This is a genomic window from Alkalinema sp. FACHB-956 (assembly GCF_014697025.1).
Taxonomy (GTDB): domain Bacteria; phylum Cyanobacteriota; class Cyanobacteriia; order Leptolyngbyales; family Leptolyngbyaceae; genus Alkalinema.
The window spans coordinates 227,082-242,923 of record NZ_JACJRC010000004.1; the positions used below are offsets into that span (position 1 = coordinate 227,082).

Sequence of the window (15,842 nt, forward strand, 5' to 3'; positions counted from 1 at the left end):
ATCATCACTGGGGTTTATCCCACTTTTGCAATCCTCATGCAGCCCTCATGCAGCCCTCCCCTAAATTCCTCCCCCAGGCTGGGAGAAGGACTTTGATAGTGATTACACTGCCGCCACCGCTTTGAGATCAAACCGATAATTCTCGATCACGGGATTGGCCAACAATTGGTCACAGACCCGATCCAACTGTTCTTGAGCTGCGGCCTCATTCTCTGCGGTCAAGCTTAACTCGATGTACTTTCCGATCCGCACGCTCTCAACGTTGTCGTAACCCATGTGTTTGAGCCCGGATTGCACCGCTACCCCAGCCGGATCCAATACTGATGGGCGAAGAGTTACATAGATTTGAGCTTGGAACTGTTGAGCCACGATAATCGCCTTGAACGCAATGGAAAATAATTGTAAACCCAGGTAAACCCCATCTACCTAGATACCCACGAGAAAAATCCCAGCAAACATTCCCCGTAAACATCTTGGTTAACCGATCGTGCCCTAGCAAGAGTCTATCGAATTCACATTAGGCTACACTCAAAACCTAACCCCAGTTGATCACGGTATCTATGAAAACCCGCCGCACCCGTAGCCAAGAAAGGATTTTGGAAATCCTCAAAACCCTCGATCGTGCCATTTCTGCCCAAGATCTATATATGGAGTTACGGCAACAGGATCAAGTCATGGGGTTAGCCACAGTCTACCGAGCCTTGGACGGCCTGAAAAAAGAGGGCGCGGTTCAAGTCCGCACCCTCGCCACTGGGGAATCGTTATATAGCTTGATTCAAGAAGATCGCCACCACCTGACCTGCTTACAATGTGGGGCCACGATCGAACTGGAATCCTGTCCTGTCCACGAACTGGAAAAACAATTTAGCCAGCGCTACCAGTTCAAAATTCACTATCATTTGCTGGAATTTTTTGGCGTGTGTGTTCAGTGTCAGGAGCAGGGGTAGGTGGGTAAAAGGGTGGGTGGATGTAAAGGGTAGAAGGGTGAAAGGGGAGGTGGGACACTAGCGCTATGCTTGACCGTTGCCGTTGTTCACGATCGACATCATGCCAGCGAGCGATCCAGGAATACTTGCCGGATCCATAAATAGAACTTTGCTGCTGTTGCTTTTACCGATGGTTTCACCCATGGTTAGGTAGCCTAGGGCCATTAACAGTTGCGCCGCTTGGGGGGCTTGGGGATCGGCGTTCAGGGCTTGGGTGACAATGCTGAGGGCCTCGGCGGTGGCTTGAGCTTTCAATACTTGTTGCTGGCGGTTGGCCTGGGCTTCTAGGACAATCCTCTGCTGTTCTGCCTCTGCTGCCATCACCGTGGCGCGTTTGCGGGCTTCTGCATCCAGCACTTGGGACTCCGCTTTCCCCCGTGCGCTGTTAATGGCCGATTCCCGCTCCCCTTCCGAGGTCAAGATGGCCGCCCGTTTTTTTCGTTCGGCGGACATTTGCAGTTCCATCGACTCCTGCACTGCCTTCGCCGGAACGATTTCCCGCAGTTCTACCCGCGTTACTTTTACGCCCCAGGGATCGGTGGCAATGTCTAGCTCCCGCAGCAGGGTTTCGTTAATTTGCTCCCGCGCGGTAAAGGTTTCATCCAGTTCCAGTTTCCCCATTTCCGCCCGGATTTGGGTCAGCACGAGGTTAATCATGGCCGATTGTAGATTCTGCACCTTGTAGTAGGCTTTCTCCATGTCCACAATCCGCCAGTAGACCACCGCATCCGCCGCGATCGCCACGTTATCCCGCGTAATGCAATTCTGGGGCGGAATGTCCAGCACCTTTTCCCGAATGGTTTCCTGGTAGGCGATGCGATCTATGAAGGGAAGTACCAAGTTCAAACCGGGATCTAGTTTGCGATCGTATTGCCCCAACCGCTCAACCAAGGCTTCATTTCCCTGCTCTACAATTTTGACGCTCGAAACGGCGGCTCCACCCACTAACAGTGCAAGAATTAACTGCCACATAAATAACGGTACTCCTAAAATTTTTGTCAATTAATCTGTCAATTCACCCAGTTATTAACTCACCAGCTCTTAACTCACCAGCTCTTAACTCACTCACTCGTTGTCTCTTCACCAGTTGTCCAGTCACTCAGCCCCTCACTCCTTCGCTGCCAGCGGGACTTAGCCCCGACCCATGGACTAGCCGTGCAGAGCGCCTTCCGGCAAAACTAGCAGGGTTGTCCCTTGACGCCCCACGACTAGCACAGGTTGCTGGGCCGGAATAGTTGCCTCGGGATCTTCACAACGGGCTGCCCAAGAATTGCCTTCATAGAGTACCCGTCCTAGTTGGCCCGGTTGAATTTCCGTCAACGTTTCTCCCACTTTGTCATCCCATTTCACCGTTTTTCTCGGGGGGACAAAGGTGCGAGAAATCCAGATGCCGAGGAGGGATAACCCAATCCACAGCCAGACTTCCCAATTGAGGGAGAGCCATTGTGCCGCGATCGCAACTAATAGGGCACTAATCCCCATGACGAGGGCAACGTAAGCAGTGGGAAAAACGGCTTCTACTGCACATAGCCCAATGCCTAAAAACAGCCAAAATGTTTGAGATGCCATAGCTTCAAGCGTAGTGAGAGATTTGGGGGGCTGAGAGGGGTTTGGTATAGTTTGGAGGGCTGATCTAGAGCTGACAGCCCTCCGAACAGCCCTCTGATGAAACCTTGGATGCAGACCTGCAATCAGACCTGGGATCGAGGTGAGTTCCTGGGGGATCGTTGGAGGGTAACGTCTCTCAACCTTGTCTATTTCTATATCCCCTGCCTACCGACATATTCACAGCGTTCCCTGGAGATTTCGTAATTTAGACATAAACTTTTAGGATTCTGACTAAAATGATTGCCTCGCGCCTTTAAGATTGCCAATCCTATGAGCCGTTTTGACCTGAAGATTTACTGCACCAATCCCCACTGCGATCGCCCAGACAACGTCGTTGGGGCGAAGGTTTGCGCGAACTGTGGAACGCCCATTACTTACCGTCGGCTGTGGGCGATGGATGGCGGTAGCAAGCCCGTTGGCAGCATTGTGGGGAAAGGGCGCTATCAGGTGGTGGCTCCGCAGATTTGGTTGGATTTGCAACCGGGAATGCTGCCCTATCTGCCCCAGGAAATTCCTGAAACGGTCTTACCCTATCTGCATCTCTGTGCCTATCGCCTCCATCTCCCCAATGTCTACGGGTTCTGTCGTGAAGGTGGTAAGGAAATTCTCTTGCTGGACAATAGCCCGATCGATGCGGAGGGAACGCCCTATCTGCCGTTCGCACAAGCCTTTGGGCAGGCCAGCGCGGTGCGTCAGGTCTACTGGCTCTGGCAACTGTGGGAACTGTGGCAACCGTTGTTGGATTGGCAGGTGGGCAGTAGTTTGCTCATCGAAGAGAACCTGCGGGTTCACGACTGGCGGATTCGGCTGCGGGCACTGACGATCGATTCAACCCCGCCCAGCTTCAGCCAGTTAGCGGAGTTTTGGTCGGGGCTGTTGCCGGAATGTCGTCAGACGATTTTGCCGGTGGTGCAAGACCTCTGCGTTCAATTGCATGATGACGAGGTGGATCCGGAGAATATTCGCGCCCAACTGAACCAATTGCTGCTGCAACAGGCGGCTCAGCTGTCTTTAGGTTTGCAGGTGTACGGTGCGACGGATGTGGGCAAAGAGCGGGATCATAACGAAGATACCTGCTATCCCCTGGGCGAAAGTTCCCAGATCCAGGATGAGCTATTGCCCCGCTGGTCGATCGTTTGTGATGGCATCGGCGGCCATGAAGGGGGCGAAGTGGCCAGTCATATGGCGGTTCAGTCCGTGAAGCCGCAGATTAAAGCGCTGTTGGCGGAAATTGCAGAACAGCAGGAAATTGTGCCGCCGGAGGTCATTGGGGAGCAGTTGGCCGCGATCGTGCGGGTGGCGAATAATTTAATCTCTGCTCAAAACGATAATCAGGAACGCCAGGATCGCCGCCGCATGGGAACGACCCTGGTTATGGCGTTGCAAGTGCCTCAGCGCATTAAGTTGGCCAGTGGAGCGATCGCCAGCAACAGCCACGAACTCTACATCACCAATGTGGGGGACAGCCGCGCCTATTGGCTCACGCCGAGGGGGATTCACTGCCTGACGGTGGACGATGATGTGGCGGTGCGGGAAGTGCGGATGGGACGCACCACCTACCGCGATGCCCTGCAACGCCCCGATGCGGGAGCCTTGATCCAAGCCCTGGGGACGCGGGATAGTGAATTTCTCAAGCCGACGGTCAATCGGTTTGTGGTGGAAGAGGATGGGGTGTTGGTTCTCTGCTCCGATGGGCTGAGCGATCGCGACTTACTGGAACACTCCTGGGAAAACTTTGCCGATCCGCTCATCCGGGGACGCATCACCCTAGAAGCTGCGGCTCAGGCTTGGATTCAGTTGGCCAATGAGCGTAACGGTTCCGATAATATTTCCATTGTTCTGACCCGGTTCCAGGTGAGTTCTGCCGGAGCCAATGCCTTTTTAACAACTCCCGGAGCGGCGATCGACGAGCAAGCAGAGGCAGTCCCCAGCGAGGAGCCGATTCTGGATCTCACTCTGTCGGAACCCACGATCGAGGCAGATTCTGCAACTTCATCCACCGCCCCAGCGCGCAAACCTGCCCGCCGCAAGTCCTGGGTTGGCGGCGTCCTGCTCTTCCTGCTGCTGGCGACGGGTGGCGGACTGTATGCCTGGTCGGTGCTGGATGCCAACGGGTTTAATGCTTGGCGCGATCGCCTGCAAACCCAGGTACAAGGCTGGTTCTCCCGGCCAAATTAGGTCGGCAAATTAGGTCGGTAACGGCAGTGGGTTAACGGTGGTGGGTCAATGGCGGTGGGTCAACGGCGGTAGGCAACGTCGGGCCAGCCTGCGATCGAGCAAGCCTGCGATCGGGCAAGCGGGACAGGCAAAGACTCGCGGGAACGGATGGCGGGGCTTTTCTATCGCAACAATCGAGGAGAAGAGCCCTTTCCCAGATCAGAACCGTTGCCGTCTTGTGTAAAGATAGTAAAGCTGTCGATTGTGCAGTCAGGTGAATTGGTCTATGGTAACGACTGCTGAGAGGAACACATCAAAGGCTATGGAAGTTGGGAAGCGCATTCGGGTGAAGAACTCCGTTGTCATTTATCATCACCCAGAGCATCGGAATCAGGGTTTTGATCTCAACGGGCAAGAGGGTGAAGTAGTCGCGATCGTTAACAGTTGGCATGGTCGTCCAGTGAGCGCTAATTTTCCCTACTTAGTGCAATTTGGCCCCAAATTGAAAGTCCACCTGGCAGACTACGAAATCGAAGCGGTCGATTAAGCCATCAATGGGGCGGTTCAGGAGAATTCCAGACTAGCGGTCATCTGATTTAGTTGCAATCTGGTGAGTTGCGGGATCTGGGTATTTGCAGAATTAGTTGCAATCAATTGAGCCGGAAAAATCGGAACAAATTAACGTCACCTTGCATTTTCTGCTGTTCTTGCTGGTGGCGTTTTGCCGTTTCTTGGTACCAAGCGTAATAGGCTTCTAGATCATCCCGCTGCTGTTTTTCAGCGTAGAAGGCCCGTGTGACTCGATAGACTTCAAACACTTCCGGTTCGATCGGAGGAGCTTGACTTAGCCAACGCAGAAATTGTGATGACATGGCTCCTCCTGAGAAACCGTAAATCGTAGACTTTGCAAATTCCTAGACTCTATCCTAGCGAAGCAGAAGCCTTGTCCGAAGGTGATCAGAGATTTGGGCTGAAACCTTTTTTAACGACCGATATCGCATTCCATCTCAACCATGGCAGTCTGGGGCAGGCTGAGGGGTTGGTTATGCAGCACCATGGTGGTGGTGCCATTGGACTCAAACCCGATGCGCTCATAGAACCGCTGCTGATTCGTGGTCATGAGATAAATCCGCTCCACGCGGCTGACCTGGGGATGGCTCAAAATCGTTTCCACCAGCTTGCGGCCAATCCCAGCCCCTTGGTAATCCGGATGCACCACCACATCCCAAATGGTGGCGCGATAAATGCCATCCGATGTGGCTCGGGCAAACCCCATTAACTGATCCCCATCCCACGCAGTCACGATCGGTTTACTGTTTTCCAGGGCAATGGCTAACTCATCCGCCCGTCGATCGCGTGCCCAAAATGCAGCCAAATTAAATAACGCTTGCAGCTTGTCTAAGTCAACAAACTCAGCACCCACCTTGAGTTGCACGTTACGACAGTCCATTCCAGTCCTCTCCTGAAACAAAAGAAGCGACGAAGTTGTACGGGTTTTCGCTAAAGTCAGGGAATGGGAAAATACTTCCTGCTTTGCGATCGCCGCCATCCGCTTTGGCTATGCTCCTGACGTTGGATTAGGTCGGCTGTTGTCCACGACTGGTTTCGACTGAACCCGATCGCTGAGATGACGGTGCTCCTTTTCCCCGTGTCTCCCGTTGGATGTAACGGGAACCTTTACCATAAGCAGTTAGACTCAATTGTCTAGATAGATTTCTGATTTGTGAAGACCCCATGCGAAAATCTTTCCCCAACGATCGATCGATTCCTGACATAACCCCCCGCCGTTCTCGCCCCCATACGCGCCGGAAATCTGCGGTGATTGGGTTGATGTTGCTGATTATGATGTTCACGATTTTGATGGGGATCGGTTTAGCGCAGGCGTTTGAGCCTCAGAAATGGCAATCCCTACAACGGTTTGACCCCGCCAGTGCTGCTACAGCGGCCAATCCCCCGGCCAATCTCATAGCAGCAGAAACGGGCACGGCAGACATAGGCACGATCGAGGGCACGATCGATCCGGTTCCTGCTAATTTGCAACTGGGTCAGGAACTCTATCTAGAAAACTGTGCTAGTTGCCACATTGCCATTCCCCCTGCCGTGATGCCCACGCAAACCTGGCAGGTGTTAATTCAGGATCCGCAGCACTACGGTGTGGTGATCGATCCGCTTCGTGATCCCAACCGTCGCATTGTCTGGAATTACCTGAAAGCTTACTCCCGACCTACGTCAGACGACGAAAAAACGCCCTACCGGATGCAAGATTCACGGTACTTCAAAGCGCTGCACCCCCGCGTCAATCTGCCCAAAAAAGTGAACCTGGGTAGCTGCGTCACTTGCCATCCGGGCGTGAATCAATTCAACTTCCGGCAATTGACCCCGGAGGCCGAAAAAAACGCGGGATAAGGTTCTAGCTGAACTACAGTTTTTGCAGCAGTCGGGTGGCTGACCAGCCCTGACGGGTGCCGTAGGTGACGGGCGACCATTGTTCCCCTTGTTTCCACACTGGATTTCCGGTGACGCTCACCGCTTGGCCACAAGGAAGTACAGCGATCGGGGTGGTGAGTCCCGGTGCTTGTCGTAAATTCAGGCCATTTACCCCAGCGTGACAGATGGTGCGGTGGGTGGGTTGAGAGGTTGTCAAGGTTTTTGGGGCAGTGGTGGTTGAAGGGTTTAGACTGGTTTGCGCAGTGCTGCCTGCTGGACGATTGACCAGCGCTGGGGCTTGGGTGCTGCGGGGGTTGTTCATCATGGTCGCCAAGGGATTCTTACGCCAATAGCCCTGGTTGTACAACAGTCCTAGCAGCGCGATCGTGGGAACGCCCAACAGAAAAGCCGGAATCCAAAAATCCGACGATCGAGGATGACGATGGTGATGGAAAATATGGTGTGCCATAGGGTAGCGCCTCTCCTGTAGCGATAGTTGCAGCGAGTTATCATTGCAGCGAGTGCTGGTTTCGCGAGTGCTAGTTGTCGCTAGCTACAATTACCGCTAGCGATAATTGTAGCGATGGTGGGATATTTTCAGTATGACAGTTGTTGCCTGGGACAGGGCGTGTTTGCAGCGAATCTTCAAGAATGATCGGGCGTAAGCTGACTGATTGGCAAAACCTATAATTTTGCCATTGCTATAATTTCGCCACTGATTTTCATGTCTGGTTTCCACAGCCCCTAAGCCCCTAGTTTTTACATCACCTAGGTGCATGGGTTTCAGTGTACCTGGTAGCTATCTCTCCCTGGATGCCCCTAAATGTAGATGTCTACGATCGCCGATCCTCGTTAAAACGGATGCAAGAAGCGATCGAGCCATCCTGGTAAAATCAGGGGCATGTTGAAACCCTCAGTCCCAACCCCTATGCAACTTCAAGACCGACCCAGTAAATCCCAGAGTCCTTGTTAAAACGGATGCAAGAAGCGATCGAGCCATCCTGGTAAAATCAGGGGCATGTTGAAACCCTCAGTCCCAACCCCTATGCAACTTCAAGACCGACCCAGTAAATCCCAGAGTCCTTTAGAAACTGCGATCGCGGCCAGTCAGAACTATTTACTTTCCCTGCAAACCCAGGAAGGTTACTGGTGGGCACTGCTCGAATCCAACGTGACGATTACCGCAGAAGCTGTCCTGCTGCACAAGATTTGGGGCACCGATCGCATCCGTCCCATGGATAAGGTGGAAACCTACCTGCGTAATCAGCAACGGGAATCCGGTGGCTGGGAGCTGTATTACGGTGATGGCGGAGATCTGAGCACCTCCGTGGAAGCGTACATGGCGCTGAAGCTATTGGGCGTTTCAACCGAGGATCCCGCCATGGTCAAAGCCCGACGGTTTATCTTGTCCAAGGGCGGGGTGACGAAGACGCGGATTTTCACCAAAATGCATTTGGCGCTGATCGGCTGCTATGACTGGCGGGGATTGCCCTCAATTCCGCCTTGGATCATGCTACTGCCAACGGAAATTTCGCCCTTTACGATCTATGAAATGTCCAGTTGGGCGCGGGGCAGTACGGTGCCCTTGCTGATTGTGTTTGACCAAAAACCGGTGTGGTTGGTGCAGCCTGCGATTACCCTAGACGAACTCTACGTGGAAGGCGTGACGCGGGCCAAGTTTGAACTGCCCACCCAGGGCGATTGGACGGATGTGTTTGTCTGGGCCGATCAAGCCTTTAAGGTGGCGGAGGAACTGAATTTAGTGCCCTTTCGCAGGGAGGGACTGAAGGCCGCAGAACAATGGATTCTGGAACGCCAAGAAGCTACGGGCGATTGGGGTGGCATCATTCCCGCAATGTTGAATTCGCTTTTAGCCTTGAAAGCCTTAAATTACGCGGCCAGTGATCCGATCGTGGTGCGGGGACTGGCAGCGGTCGATCGCTTTGCGGTGGAGACGGCGGAGGAATACTGGGTGCAGCCCTGCGTGTCTCCGGTGTGGGATACGGCCTTGGTCATGCGATCGCTGGTGGATTCTGGGCTGGAGGCCGATCACCCCGCTTTGCAAAAAGGTGCGCAGTGGTTACTGGATAAACAGATTTTGGATTACGGCGATTGGATGGTGAAAAACCGCAAAGGAATGCCGGGGGGATGGGCCTTTGAATTTGAAAATCGCTTTTATCCTGACGTGGATGATACCGCTGTCGTGGTCATGGCGTTATTGCAGGTGAGAATGCAAGATGAAGCTGTGAAGCAACAGGCCGTCAAACGGGCGGTGGATTGGATCGCTACGATGCAATGTAAACCCGGTGGCTGGGCGGCCTTTGATTTGGACAACGATCAGGATTGGCTGAATCTGGTGCCCTATGGGGACTTGAAGGCGATGATCGATCCCAATACGGCGGATGTGACGGCGCGGGTGTTGGAGATGATGGGTAACCTTCAGGCGCAGATGCCCGGAATTGCTCTGCAAACGGTCTTGAATGAGCCGCAAATCCAGCGTGGGTTAGATTACCTCATCCAGGAGCAGGAACCGGAAGGCTGTTGGTACGGGCGTTGGGGGGTGAATTACATCTACGGCACGGCGGGGGTGTTAGCAGCCTTGGCCACGATAGCGCCGACCCGCTATCGATCGGCCATGACGCGCGGGGCCCAGTGGCTGGTGGGTTGCCAGAATGCCGATGGGGGCTGGGGCGAAACCTGTGAAAGCTATAAGGATCGCCGCTTGATGGGGCAGGGGGACAGTACCGCTTCCCAAACGGCCTGGGCTGTCATCGGGCTGTTAGCGGCGGGGGAAGCCACGCAGAACTTTGCCACAGAAGCGATCGAACGGGGGGTGCAGTACTTGCTGACCACCCAGGGAAGCAATGGCGCATGGGAGGAAGTTTGGTTTACGGGGACGGGATTCCCGCAGCATTTCTATTTGAAATATCACCTGTATTACCAGCATTTCCCGCTGACGGCGTTGGGACGCTATCAAGCTTGGCAACAGAAACAAGCGCTGTTGTAGTGCAATCAGGGGGTTTTGGCAGGGGAGGACTTCGATCGGGTTAAATAGCCCTGTCCTTCCTGCCAAGCTTGGATGAGGTGCCCTTGCATCAAATGGGCGATCGCGTTTAATCCATGGAGTTCAGGGAGTTGATTATTTAATTGCAAGGCGGGTTGTAAGACGGATTCGGCGGCTTTGCCTCGAAAGTCGTAGAGATTGACAAATGCTAAGTAGGCGTAGGCGTTAGGATTTTGACTATCCAACTCTACGACCCGTTGCATGGCCGCGATCGCGTCTTTAACATCCCGTTGCAACACTTGGGTTAATCCGTAGGTGTAGGCGAGTTGGGCGTTTTTGGATTCCTGCTGCAATCGGTAGGCGATCAGTTTTTCGGATTGCTTGAGGTAATCCTGGATGGCATCGTAGAGATTAAGTTGCCCCACTTGATTAAATACCCGATCGATGCCTTGTAAGCCCTTGGGAAGCTGGGTGGAGGCGAGGCGCAATTGCGTTAGGGGATCGAGTTCGGGGGCGGGGGTGGGGCTGGCGGTAGGACTGACGGTGATTTTGACGGTGGGGATGGCGATCGGTTGGCTGGCGAGGGTGGCGCGATCGAGGTAGATGGCTTCTAAAACGTAGGTGCCGCTGGCGTTGGCGGGGGGAAGCATGGCCAGGGTTTCTGTCACTTGCACCAAAGTATCTGGAGTGAGGGAAGAGGATTGCAATCGTCCTAGGCCGATGCCATGGTCGTGGAGCCAACGATCGGCGGGTGGGGAAGACGCGGGAACAGGGGGATTTGGTTTGATGGGGGTGGGTTGCTTTTTGTTGCCTGAATTATTGTCGGAGTTGTTGTCTGAATTGTTGCCTGAGTTGTTGCTGATTGGCTTGGCTTGGGTATTCTCGGTTTTGTTGCTTTCTTTGGGATTTTTAGGTTCTTCGATGCGTTTCCACGTTAACGCGACGAGGCCCGATCGGAGTTTGTCCCAGGAGCCGAGCCACTGATATTCTACGGGGACGGGTTGATTGGGGGGGACGATCGCGGGGGTGGTAACTTTGGTGAGTTGGATGGATCGGATGAGTTGGCTGGGGTTGGTGAAGGTGAGAGGATTGATGAAGAGCTCGATCGTGGGTTTAGTGCGGTGGTAGAGGCGGAGGTTGCTGCCGTCGGGCATGGCCCAGGCTTGGACGACTTGGAAGTTGGGGGTTGCGTTGGCGCTGGTGGCGGGCTGCTCGATTTGTTGCATCAAGCTGGAGAGGGCTTCGGGTTTGCGGATTGCGCCTTGGTTGCCGGTTTTGGTCACGTACCAATCCAGCGATCGGCTGTCTTGCCAGACTTGTTTGGGGTTTGCGCCGACCTGCCGTCCGTAGATTTGGAAGTTTTGCAGGGTGCCGAAGTAGTTGAGGTTGTGTTGGTTGAATTCTGGCAGGGAGGGGAGGACGCCGATCGTGTGGCGCAGGTGGGGGGCGGTTTGGAGGACGGTGTTGATCACGTCTTGCTGGTGCCAATTTTTGCGCCCGGATTCGGGGTTGATGCCTGCCATACCGGGGACGATCGGGAAGAGGTTGGTCAGCATTAATGCAGCCATGATTGCGGCGGTGCCCCAGCGGAATTCCCACAGGTATCGCGGAAAGACGACTAAGCCTTGGGTCAGTAGGAGGGCGACGATCGGCAGGGCGGGGGTGAAGTAGCGCAGGTCTTTATTGACGTTGAGGGAGCAGAGGAGGTAGGCTCCAGCGACAAAGATGAGCAGCCAACGGGTCGATCGCCACCAGCGTTGGTAGCGTTCTTGGCGGGTGATTTTATCGAGGGTTTCCTGGAGGGTTCCTGGAACTAGGGTGACGACTCGTTTGCCATAGAAGACTAGCCCGGTGATGGCGACGAGTAGGAGGGGGTAGGTGACGTGGGCGGGGAGGAGTTGGAGGTAGTAGGTCCAGGCGGCGATCGTGTTGAGGGGGGGATCGCCTTCTGCGATCGCGGAGGCAACGGTGGCGCGTTCGCCGGAGGTGAGGATGATGAGCCAGTTGGTGCGATACCAGGGATAGGCAACCCAGACTGTAACGATTAATCCAAGAATCAGTTGGATGAATGCAATCCAATGGCGTTTGAAAATGGTTGTGACAACGGTATAGAGAATGGGGGTGAACAGGAAGAGGGCAACGGTCTGTTTGGTCATGAAGGCGAGACCGAGGGTGATGCCGAAGCCGATCGCTTTGGCCCAGGGGGAGGTGAGGCTACGGTGTAGGGTTTGTTGGAGGAATGGCCCGATTTGTGACCCTTGGATGTTGGGGAAGGGGATGCGTTTTTGGGTTTTGGTGGTTTCTAGGAATTGGCGGAGGTTTTTGATTAAGGTGATGGCGTCTTCGGGTTGGGGTGTGGAGGTGTGGGAGGGGGGAAGGGGGGGGGATTGCGGAGGATTTACGGTTGTCCACCATAGGGTCAGGGTGAACATTGTGAGGGCGGTCATGGCGATGATCGGGTGATCGATCATGTAGTGGAGCCGATGGGGATATAGTCCTGGCAATAGAAGGGTGATTGCGGCTGACCACAGTCCGATTTCGGTGGTGAAGAGGGTGGTGCCAATGCCGTAGATGGACAGAAGGAGGATGGCGCTGAAGAGGAGGTTGACGAGGGTGGAGGAGGCGATGCCTGTGCCGAAGCTGTTGAGGAAGGGGACGGTGCTGATGTAGACGAGGGGGGGAATTTTGGAGGAGAGGAGCCAGAGGCTAGTCCACCAGTCGGGGTTGAACCAGTTGGGGGTTTGTAGGGCTTTCCAGTAGTTCATGGCCCCGGTGAGGTAGTCGGCCTGATCCCACTCTGGAATGGGTTGGAGGGTGGTGAGCCAAGCCCGATCGACGATCGCGCTCAGTAACCAAATGCTGAACAGTATGGCTGTTTGTTTTATCCACCGCTGCTGAATCACGCTCTCGCCCTAGGAACCACGATCACCCTTAACTTATACCACTTTGGGGTTTTTGGGTGAGTGGGCAGGGGGAGCGGGGCTGTAGTACTGATCAATGAATTGATTATGAGGTTGCCGATCGCCGCTTTCGTCACCTGCCAGCGATCGCGCAGAATTGGAGCTAGTTCGATCGTCTGCCCTAGCCCCATAAAACCTCGATCTCACATCGATAATCCCATTCTACGCCCCCGCCTCAACCTGCCAAAAATTACCCGATGTGTCTTTAGAAGGTTCGATAAAAAAGCCACTATCGACTTAGTGAACCAGAGTGCTCACAGTGGTTGCGTAATCTTTTGACCGTACTTAGACCGCGCGGGTGGCTAGCGAATCCCGGATTGGACGCGCCAGAGTTTGGCGTAAATGCCTTGCCGATCGAGTAAGGCTTCGTGGGTGCCCTGTTCGGCAATTTGCCCCTGCTCAATCACGTAGATGCAGTGGGCGTGGCGAATCGTGGATAGGCGATGGGCGATCGCGATCGTGGTGCGGTTTTGGGTGATGTAGTCGAGGGATTTTTGGATGGCGGCTTCGGTTTCGTTGTCTACGGCGGAGGTGGCTTCATCCAGGATGAGGATGGGTGGGTCTTTCAGGAGGGCGCGGGCGATCGCGAGGCGTTGGCGTTGGCCGCCGGAAAGCTGTTGGCCCCGTTCGCCAACGATCGTGTCGTAGCCGTGGGGGAGTTGCATGATGAATTCGTGGGCTTCGGCATGTTTTGCGGCTTGAATAATCTCTTCGGGGGTACGATCGAAGCTGCCGTAGGAAATGTTTTCGGCAACGGTTCCGTGGAAGAGAAAGACATCCTGACTGACCCAGCCGATGCAACGCCGCAGGTCACGGATTTGTAAATCGCGAATGTCGATGCCGTCTAATAAAATCTGTCCTTCTTGGAGTTCGTAGAAGCGTAGGAGGAGTTTGACGAGGGTGCTTTTGCCGGAGCCGGTGACGCCGACAACGCCGATCGTTTTGCCTGCGGGAATGTGTAGGTTGAGTTGGGTCAGGGCATTTTTGCGACCTTGGTAGGCGAAGGAGAGATTGCGAAACTCTAGTTCGCCTTTGACTTGGTAGGGTAGGAGCGATCGTTGGCCGGAGGGGATGGTGATGGGGGTATCCAGCAGGTTCATGACGCGGTTAATGGAGGCCATGGCTCTTTGGTATTGATCCATGGTTTGGCCGAGGCGGGTGAAGGGCCAGAGCAGGCGTTGGATGATGAAGACCATGAAACCGTAGGTTCCGACGGAAAGGGCTCCGTTGGCTGCGGCGAGGCCACCGAGGAAGAGGGTGGCGGTGAAGCCGATCAGGATAATGAAGCGAATCAGGGGAATGAAGGCGGCGCTGAGGGCGATCGCTTGGCGGTTGCTTTGGCGGTAGGCTTCGCTGTCATCGGCGACGCGATCGGATTCGTAGTCTTCGGCGGTGAAGCTTTTGATGGTGGCGATGCCGGAGAGGTTATTGGCGAGGCGGCTGTTGATGAATCCGGCTTTTTCGCGGACGTTGGCGTAACGGGGGGCGAGTCGTTTTTGGAATGCGATCGAGCCAATGAGAATAAATGGAATGGGAAACATGGCCAACCATGATACGGCAGGCGCAAGGGCAATGAAGGTGCCACCGACGAAGAGAACGGTGGTGAAAAATTGCAGTAATTCGTTGGCTCCGCTATCGAGGAAGCGTTCGAGTTGGTTAATGTCGTCGTTGAGAATGGAGAGTAAGCCGCCGGTGCTGCGTTCTTCAAAGAAGCTGAGTTCTAGGTTTTGTAAGTGGTTGTAGGTATCTAGGCGCAGTTCGTGTTGGAGGGTTTGGGCGAGTTCGCGCCAGAGCCGATCGAAGGCGTATTCAAACAGCGATTCCAAGCCCCAAATGACGAGGGTGAGGATGGATAAAAGGGTGAGTTGTCCGGTGATGCTGGTGATGCCGAGGTTGGCGATGAGGGAGGCGTCGCGTTTGACGACGATATCGACGGCCATGCCGATCAGGTAGGGGGGCGCAAGGTCGAAGATTTTGTTGAGGATGGAGCAGGTGCTGGCGGCCCAGATTTGCGATCGGTGGCGGCGGCTGTAGCGCAGGAGTCGTTGCAGGGGATGGTGTTTGGTAGAGGCAACCATGGCGGGTCGGGTGGATGTGTGAGGAAGATGGGTTTGTAACATACCACGATCGATCCGTTCCTGGCATCCTATCTAGTTTACAAATAGGTTCGACTTGAGGATTTTAGGTTCGACTTGAGGATTTGTATTTCAGAAGTTCGAATTTGAGATCCACAAGGAATTTCAAGAATTTATAATTTTCATCACTAGGGTTGACTTTCTCCCTGGTTTCTTCGTAAGCTTACTTGCCATAGCGATCGCCATGGACATCCTTCTTTGGGTTGACAGGTTGGCATGAAGCGTGGGGTCGCTGGGATCCTGAAAATTTAGGGCACTACTCGGGATTGGTGACACAACCCCAAGTAGCTATTCCCCCTCGCTGTCCTAGCAGCAAGGCGGCTTGATGAGGATTTTAGCATCTGACCGAGCCACTCTTGTTTGTGATGTCAAACGGGGTGGCTCTAAATTTTTGGGCTTTCTTCCGCCCTCATCCCCGGCCCTTCTCCCACACGCAGGCTACCGTGTACACACAAGTCAGGGGAAAGTCATTTTCCAACCTAAGAAAATGCCTTCAAACCGTTGTAGACCCTTGACGATCGTCACAACACCAGGGGGACGCTGCGAGGGATAGCCAGACCATCCC

The 15,842-nt window shown here is 54.3% G+C and carries 13 protein-coding genes; 5 read left to right on the forward strand and 8 right to left on the reverse strand.

The annotated features are described in order from the left end of the window. Positions 1-102 precede the first annotated feature (102 nt). A complete protein-coding gene (purS, locus tag H6G21_RS07980) occupies positions 103-369 on the reverse strand; it encodes a phosphoribosylformylglycinamidine synthase subunit PurS (RefSeq protein ID WP_190572422.1) in 267 nt (88 codons plus the stop codon). A 191-nt stretch (positions 370-560) separates the two neighbouring features. On the opposite strand from purS, the gene H6G21_RS07985 reads away from it, so the two are divergent. Further along, positions 561-947, forward strand: coding sequence for a Fur family transcriptional regulator (locus H6G21_RS07985; protein ID WP_190572424.1), 387 nt, complete (start codon positions 561-563; stop codon positions 945-947). Between the two features lie 63 nt (positions 948-1,010). On the opposite strand, the gene H6G21_RS07990 is transcribed toward H6G21_RS07985, so the two are convergent. Both H6G21_RS07990 and H6G21_RS07995 read right to left on the reverse strand, forming a co-directional pair. Then, entirely contained in the window at positions 1,011-1,958 is a 948-nt protein-coding gene (locus H6G21_RS07990) for an SPFH domain-containing protein (protein WP_190572426.1), read from the reverse strand. A 177-nt stretch (positions 1,959-2,135) separates the two neighbouring features. Beyond that, entirely contained in the window at positions 2,136-2,555 is a 420-nt protein-coding gene (locus H6G21_RS07995; RefSeq protein ID WP_190572428.1) for an NfeD family protein, read from the reverse strand. Positions 2,556-2,864: 309 nt separating this feature from the next. On the opposite strand from H6G21_RS07995, the gene H6G21_RS08000 reads away from it, so the two are divergent. Both H6G21_RS08000 and H6G21_RS08005 read left to right on the forward strand, forming a co-directional pair. Beyond that, positions 2,865-4,772, forward strand: a complete 1,908-nt coding sequence (locus tag H6G21_RS08000; protein ID WP_190572430.1) for a 4-Cys prefix domain-containing protein — start codon at positions 2,865-2,867, stop codon at positions 4,770-4,772. 301 nt (positions 4,773-5,073) lie between these two features. Continuing rightward, on the forward strand, positions 5,074-5,298 hold the full coding sequence (locus H6G21_RS08005; protein ID WP_190572431.1) for a ferredoxin-thioredoxin reductase variable chain: 225 nt from the start codon (positions 5,074-5,076) through the stop codon (positions 5,296-5,298). 103 nt (positions 5,299-5,401) lie between these two features. On the opposite strand, the gene H6G21_RS08010 is transcribed toward H6G21_RS08005, so the two are convergent. After that, entirely contained in the window at positions 5,402-5,623 is a 222-nt protein-coding gene (locus tag H6G21_RS08010; protein WP_190572433.1) for a hypothetical protein, read from the reverse strand. Between the two features lie 110 nt (positions 5,624-5,733). Further along, positions 5,734-6,201, reverse strand: a complete 468-nt coding sequence (locus tag H6G21_RS08015; RefSeq protein WP_190572435.1) for a GNAT family N-acetyltransferase — start codon at positions 6,199-6,201, stop codon at positions 5,734-5,736. 284 nt (positions 6,202-6,485) lie between these two features. Here H6G21_RS08015 and H6G21_RS08020 point away from each other — a divergent pair, with 284 nt between their 5' ends. Further along, positions 6,486-7,157: a diheme cytochrome c gene (locus H6G21_RS08020; RefSeq protein WP_242041711.1), complete on the forward strand. Its 672-nt coding sequence runs from the start codon at positions 6,486-6,488 to the stop codon at positions 7,155-7,157. 13 nt (positions 7,158-7,170) lie between these two features. Here the strand turns inward: H6G21_RS08020 and H6G21_RS08025 are convergent, their stop codons facing one another. After that, positions 7,171-7,647 carry an SH3 domain-containing protein gene (locus tag H6G21_RS08025; RefSeq protein WP_190572437.1) on the reverse strand — a complete coding sequence of 159 codons (477 nt, stop codon included), beginning with the start codon at positions 7,645-7,647 and terminating at the stop codon, positions 7,171-7,173. A 576-nt stretch (positions 7,648-8,223) separates the two neighbouring features. Between H6G21_RS08025 and shc the strand changes: the two genes are divergently transcribed. Beyond that, complete coding sequence (gene shc / locus H6G21_RS08030) at positions 8,224-10,185, forward strand: squalene--hopene cyclase (RefSeq protein WP_190572439.1); 1,962 nt, start codon at positions 8,224-8,226, stop codon at positions 10,183-10,185. 5 nt (positions 10,186-10,190) lie between these two features. Here the strand turns inward: shc and H6G21_RS08035 are convergent, their stop codons facing one another. Continuing rightward, positions 10,191-13,085, reverse strand: coding sequence for a phospholipid carrier-dependent glycosyltransferase (locus H6G21_RS08035; RefSeq protein ID WP_190572448.1), 2,895 nt, complete (start codon positions 13,083-13,085; stop codon positions 10,191-10,193). A 359-nt stretch (positions 13,086-13,444) separates the two neighbouring features. After that, the gene (locus tag H6G21_RS08040) at positions 13,445-15,220 is read right to left on the reverse strand and encodes an ABC transporter ATP-binding protein (protein ID WP_190572498.1); all 1,776 of its coding nucleotides are present in this window, start codon (positions 15,218-15,220) and stop codon (positions 13,445-13,447) included. Positions 15,221-15,842: the final 622 nt, after the last annotated feature.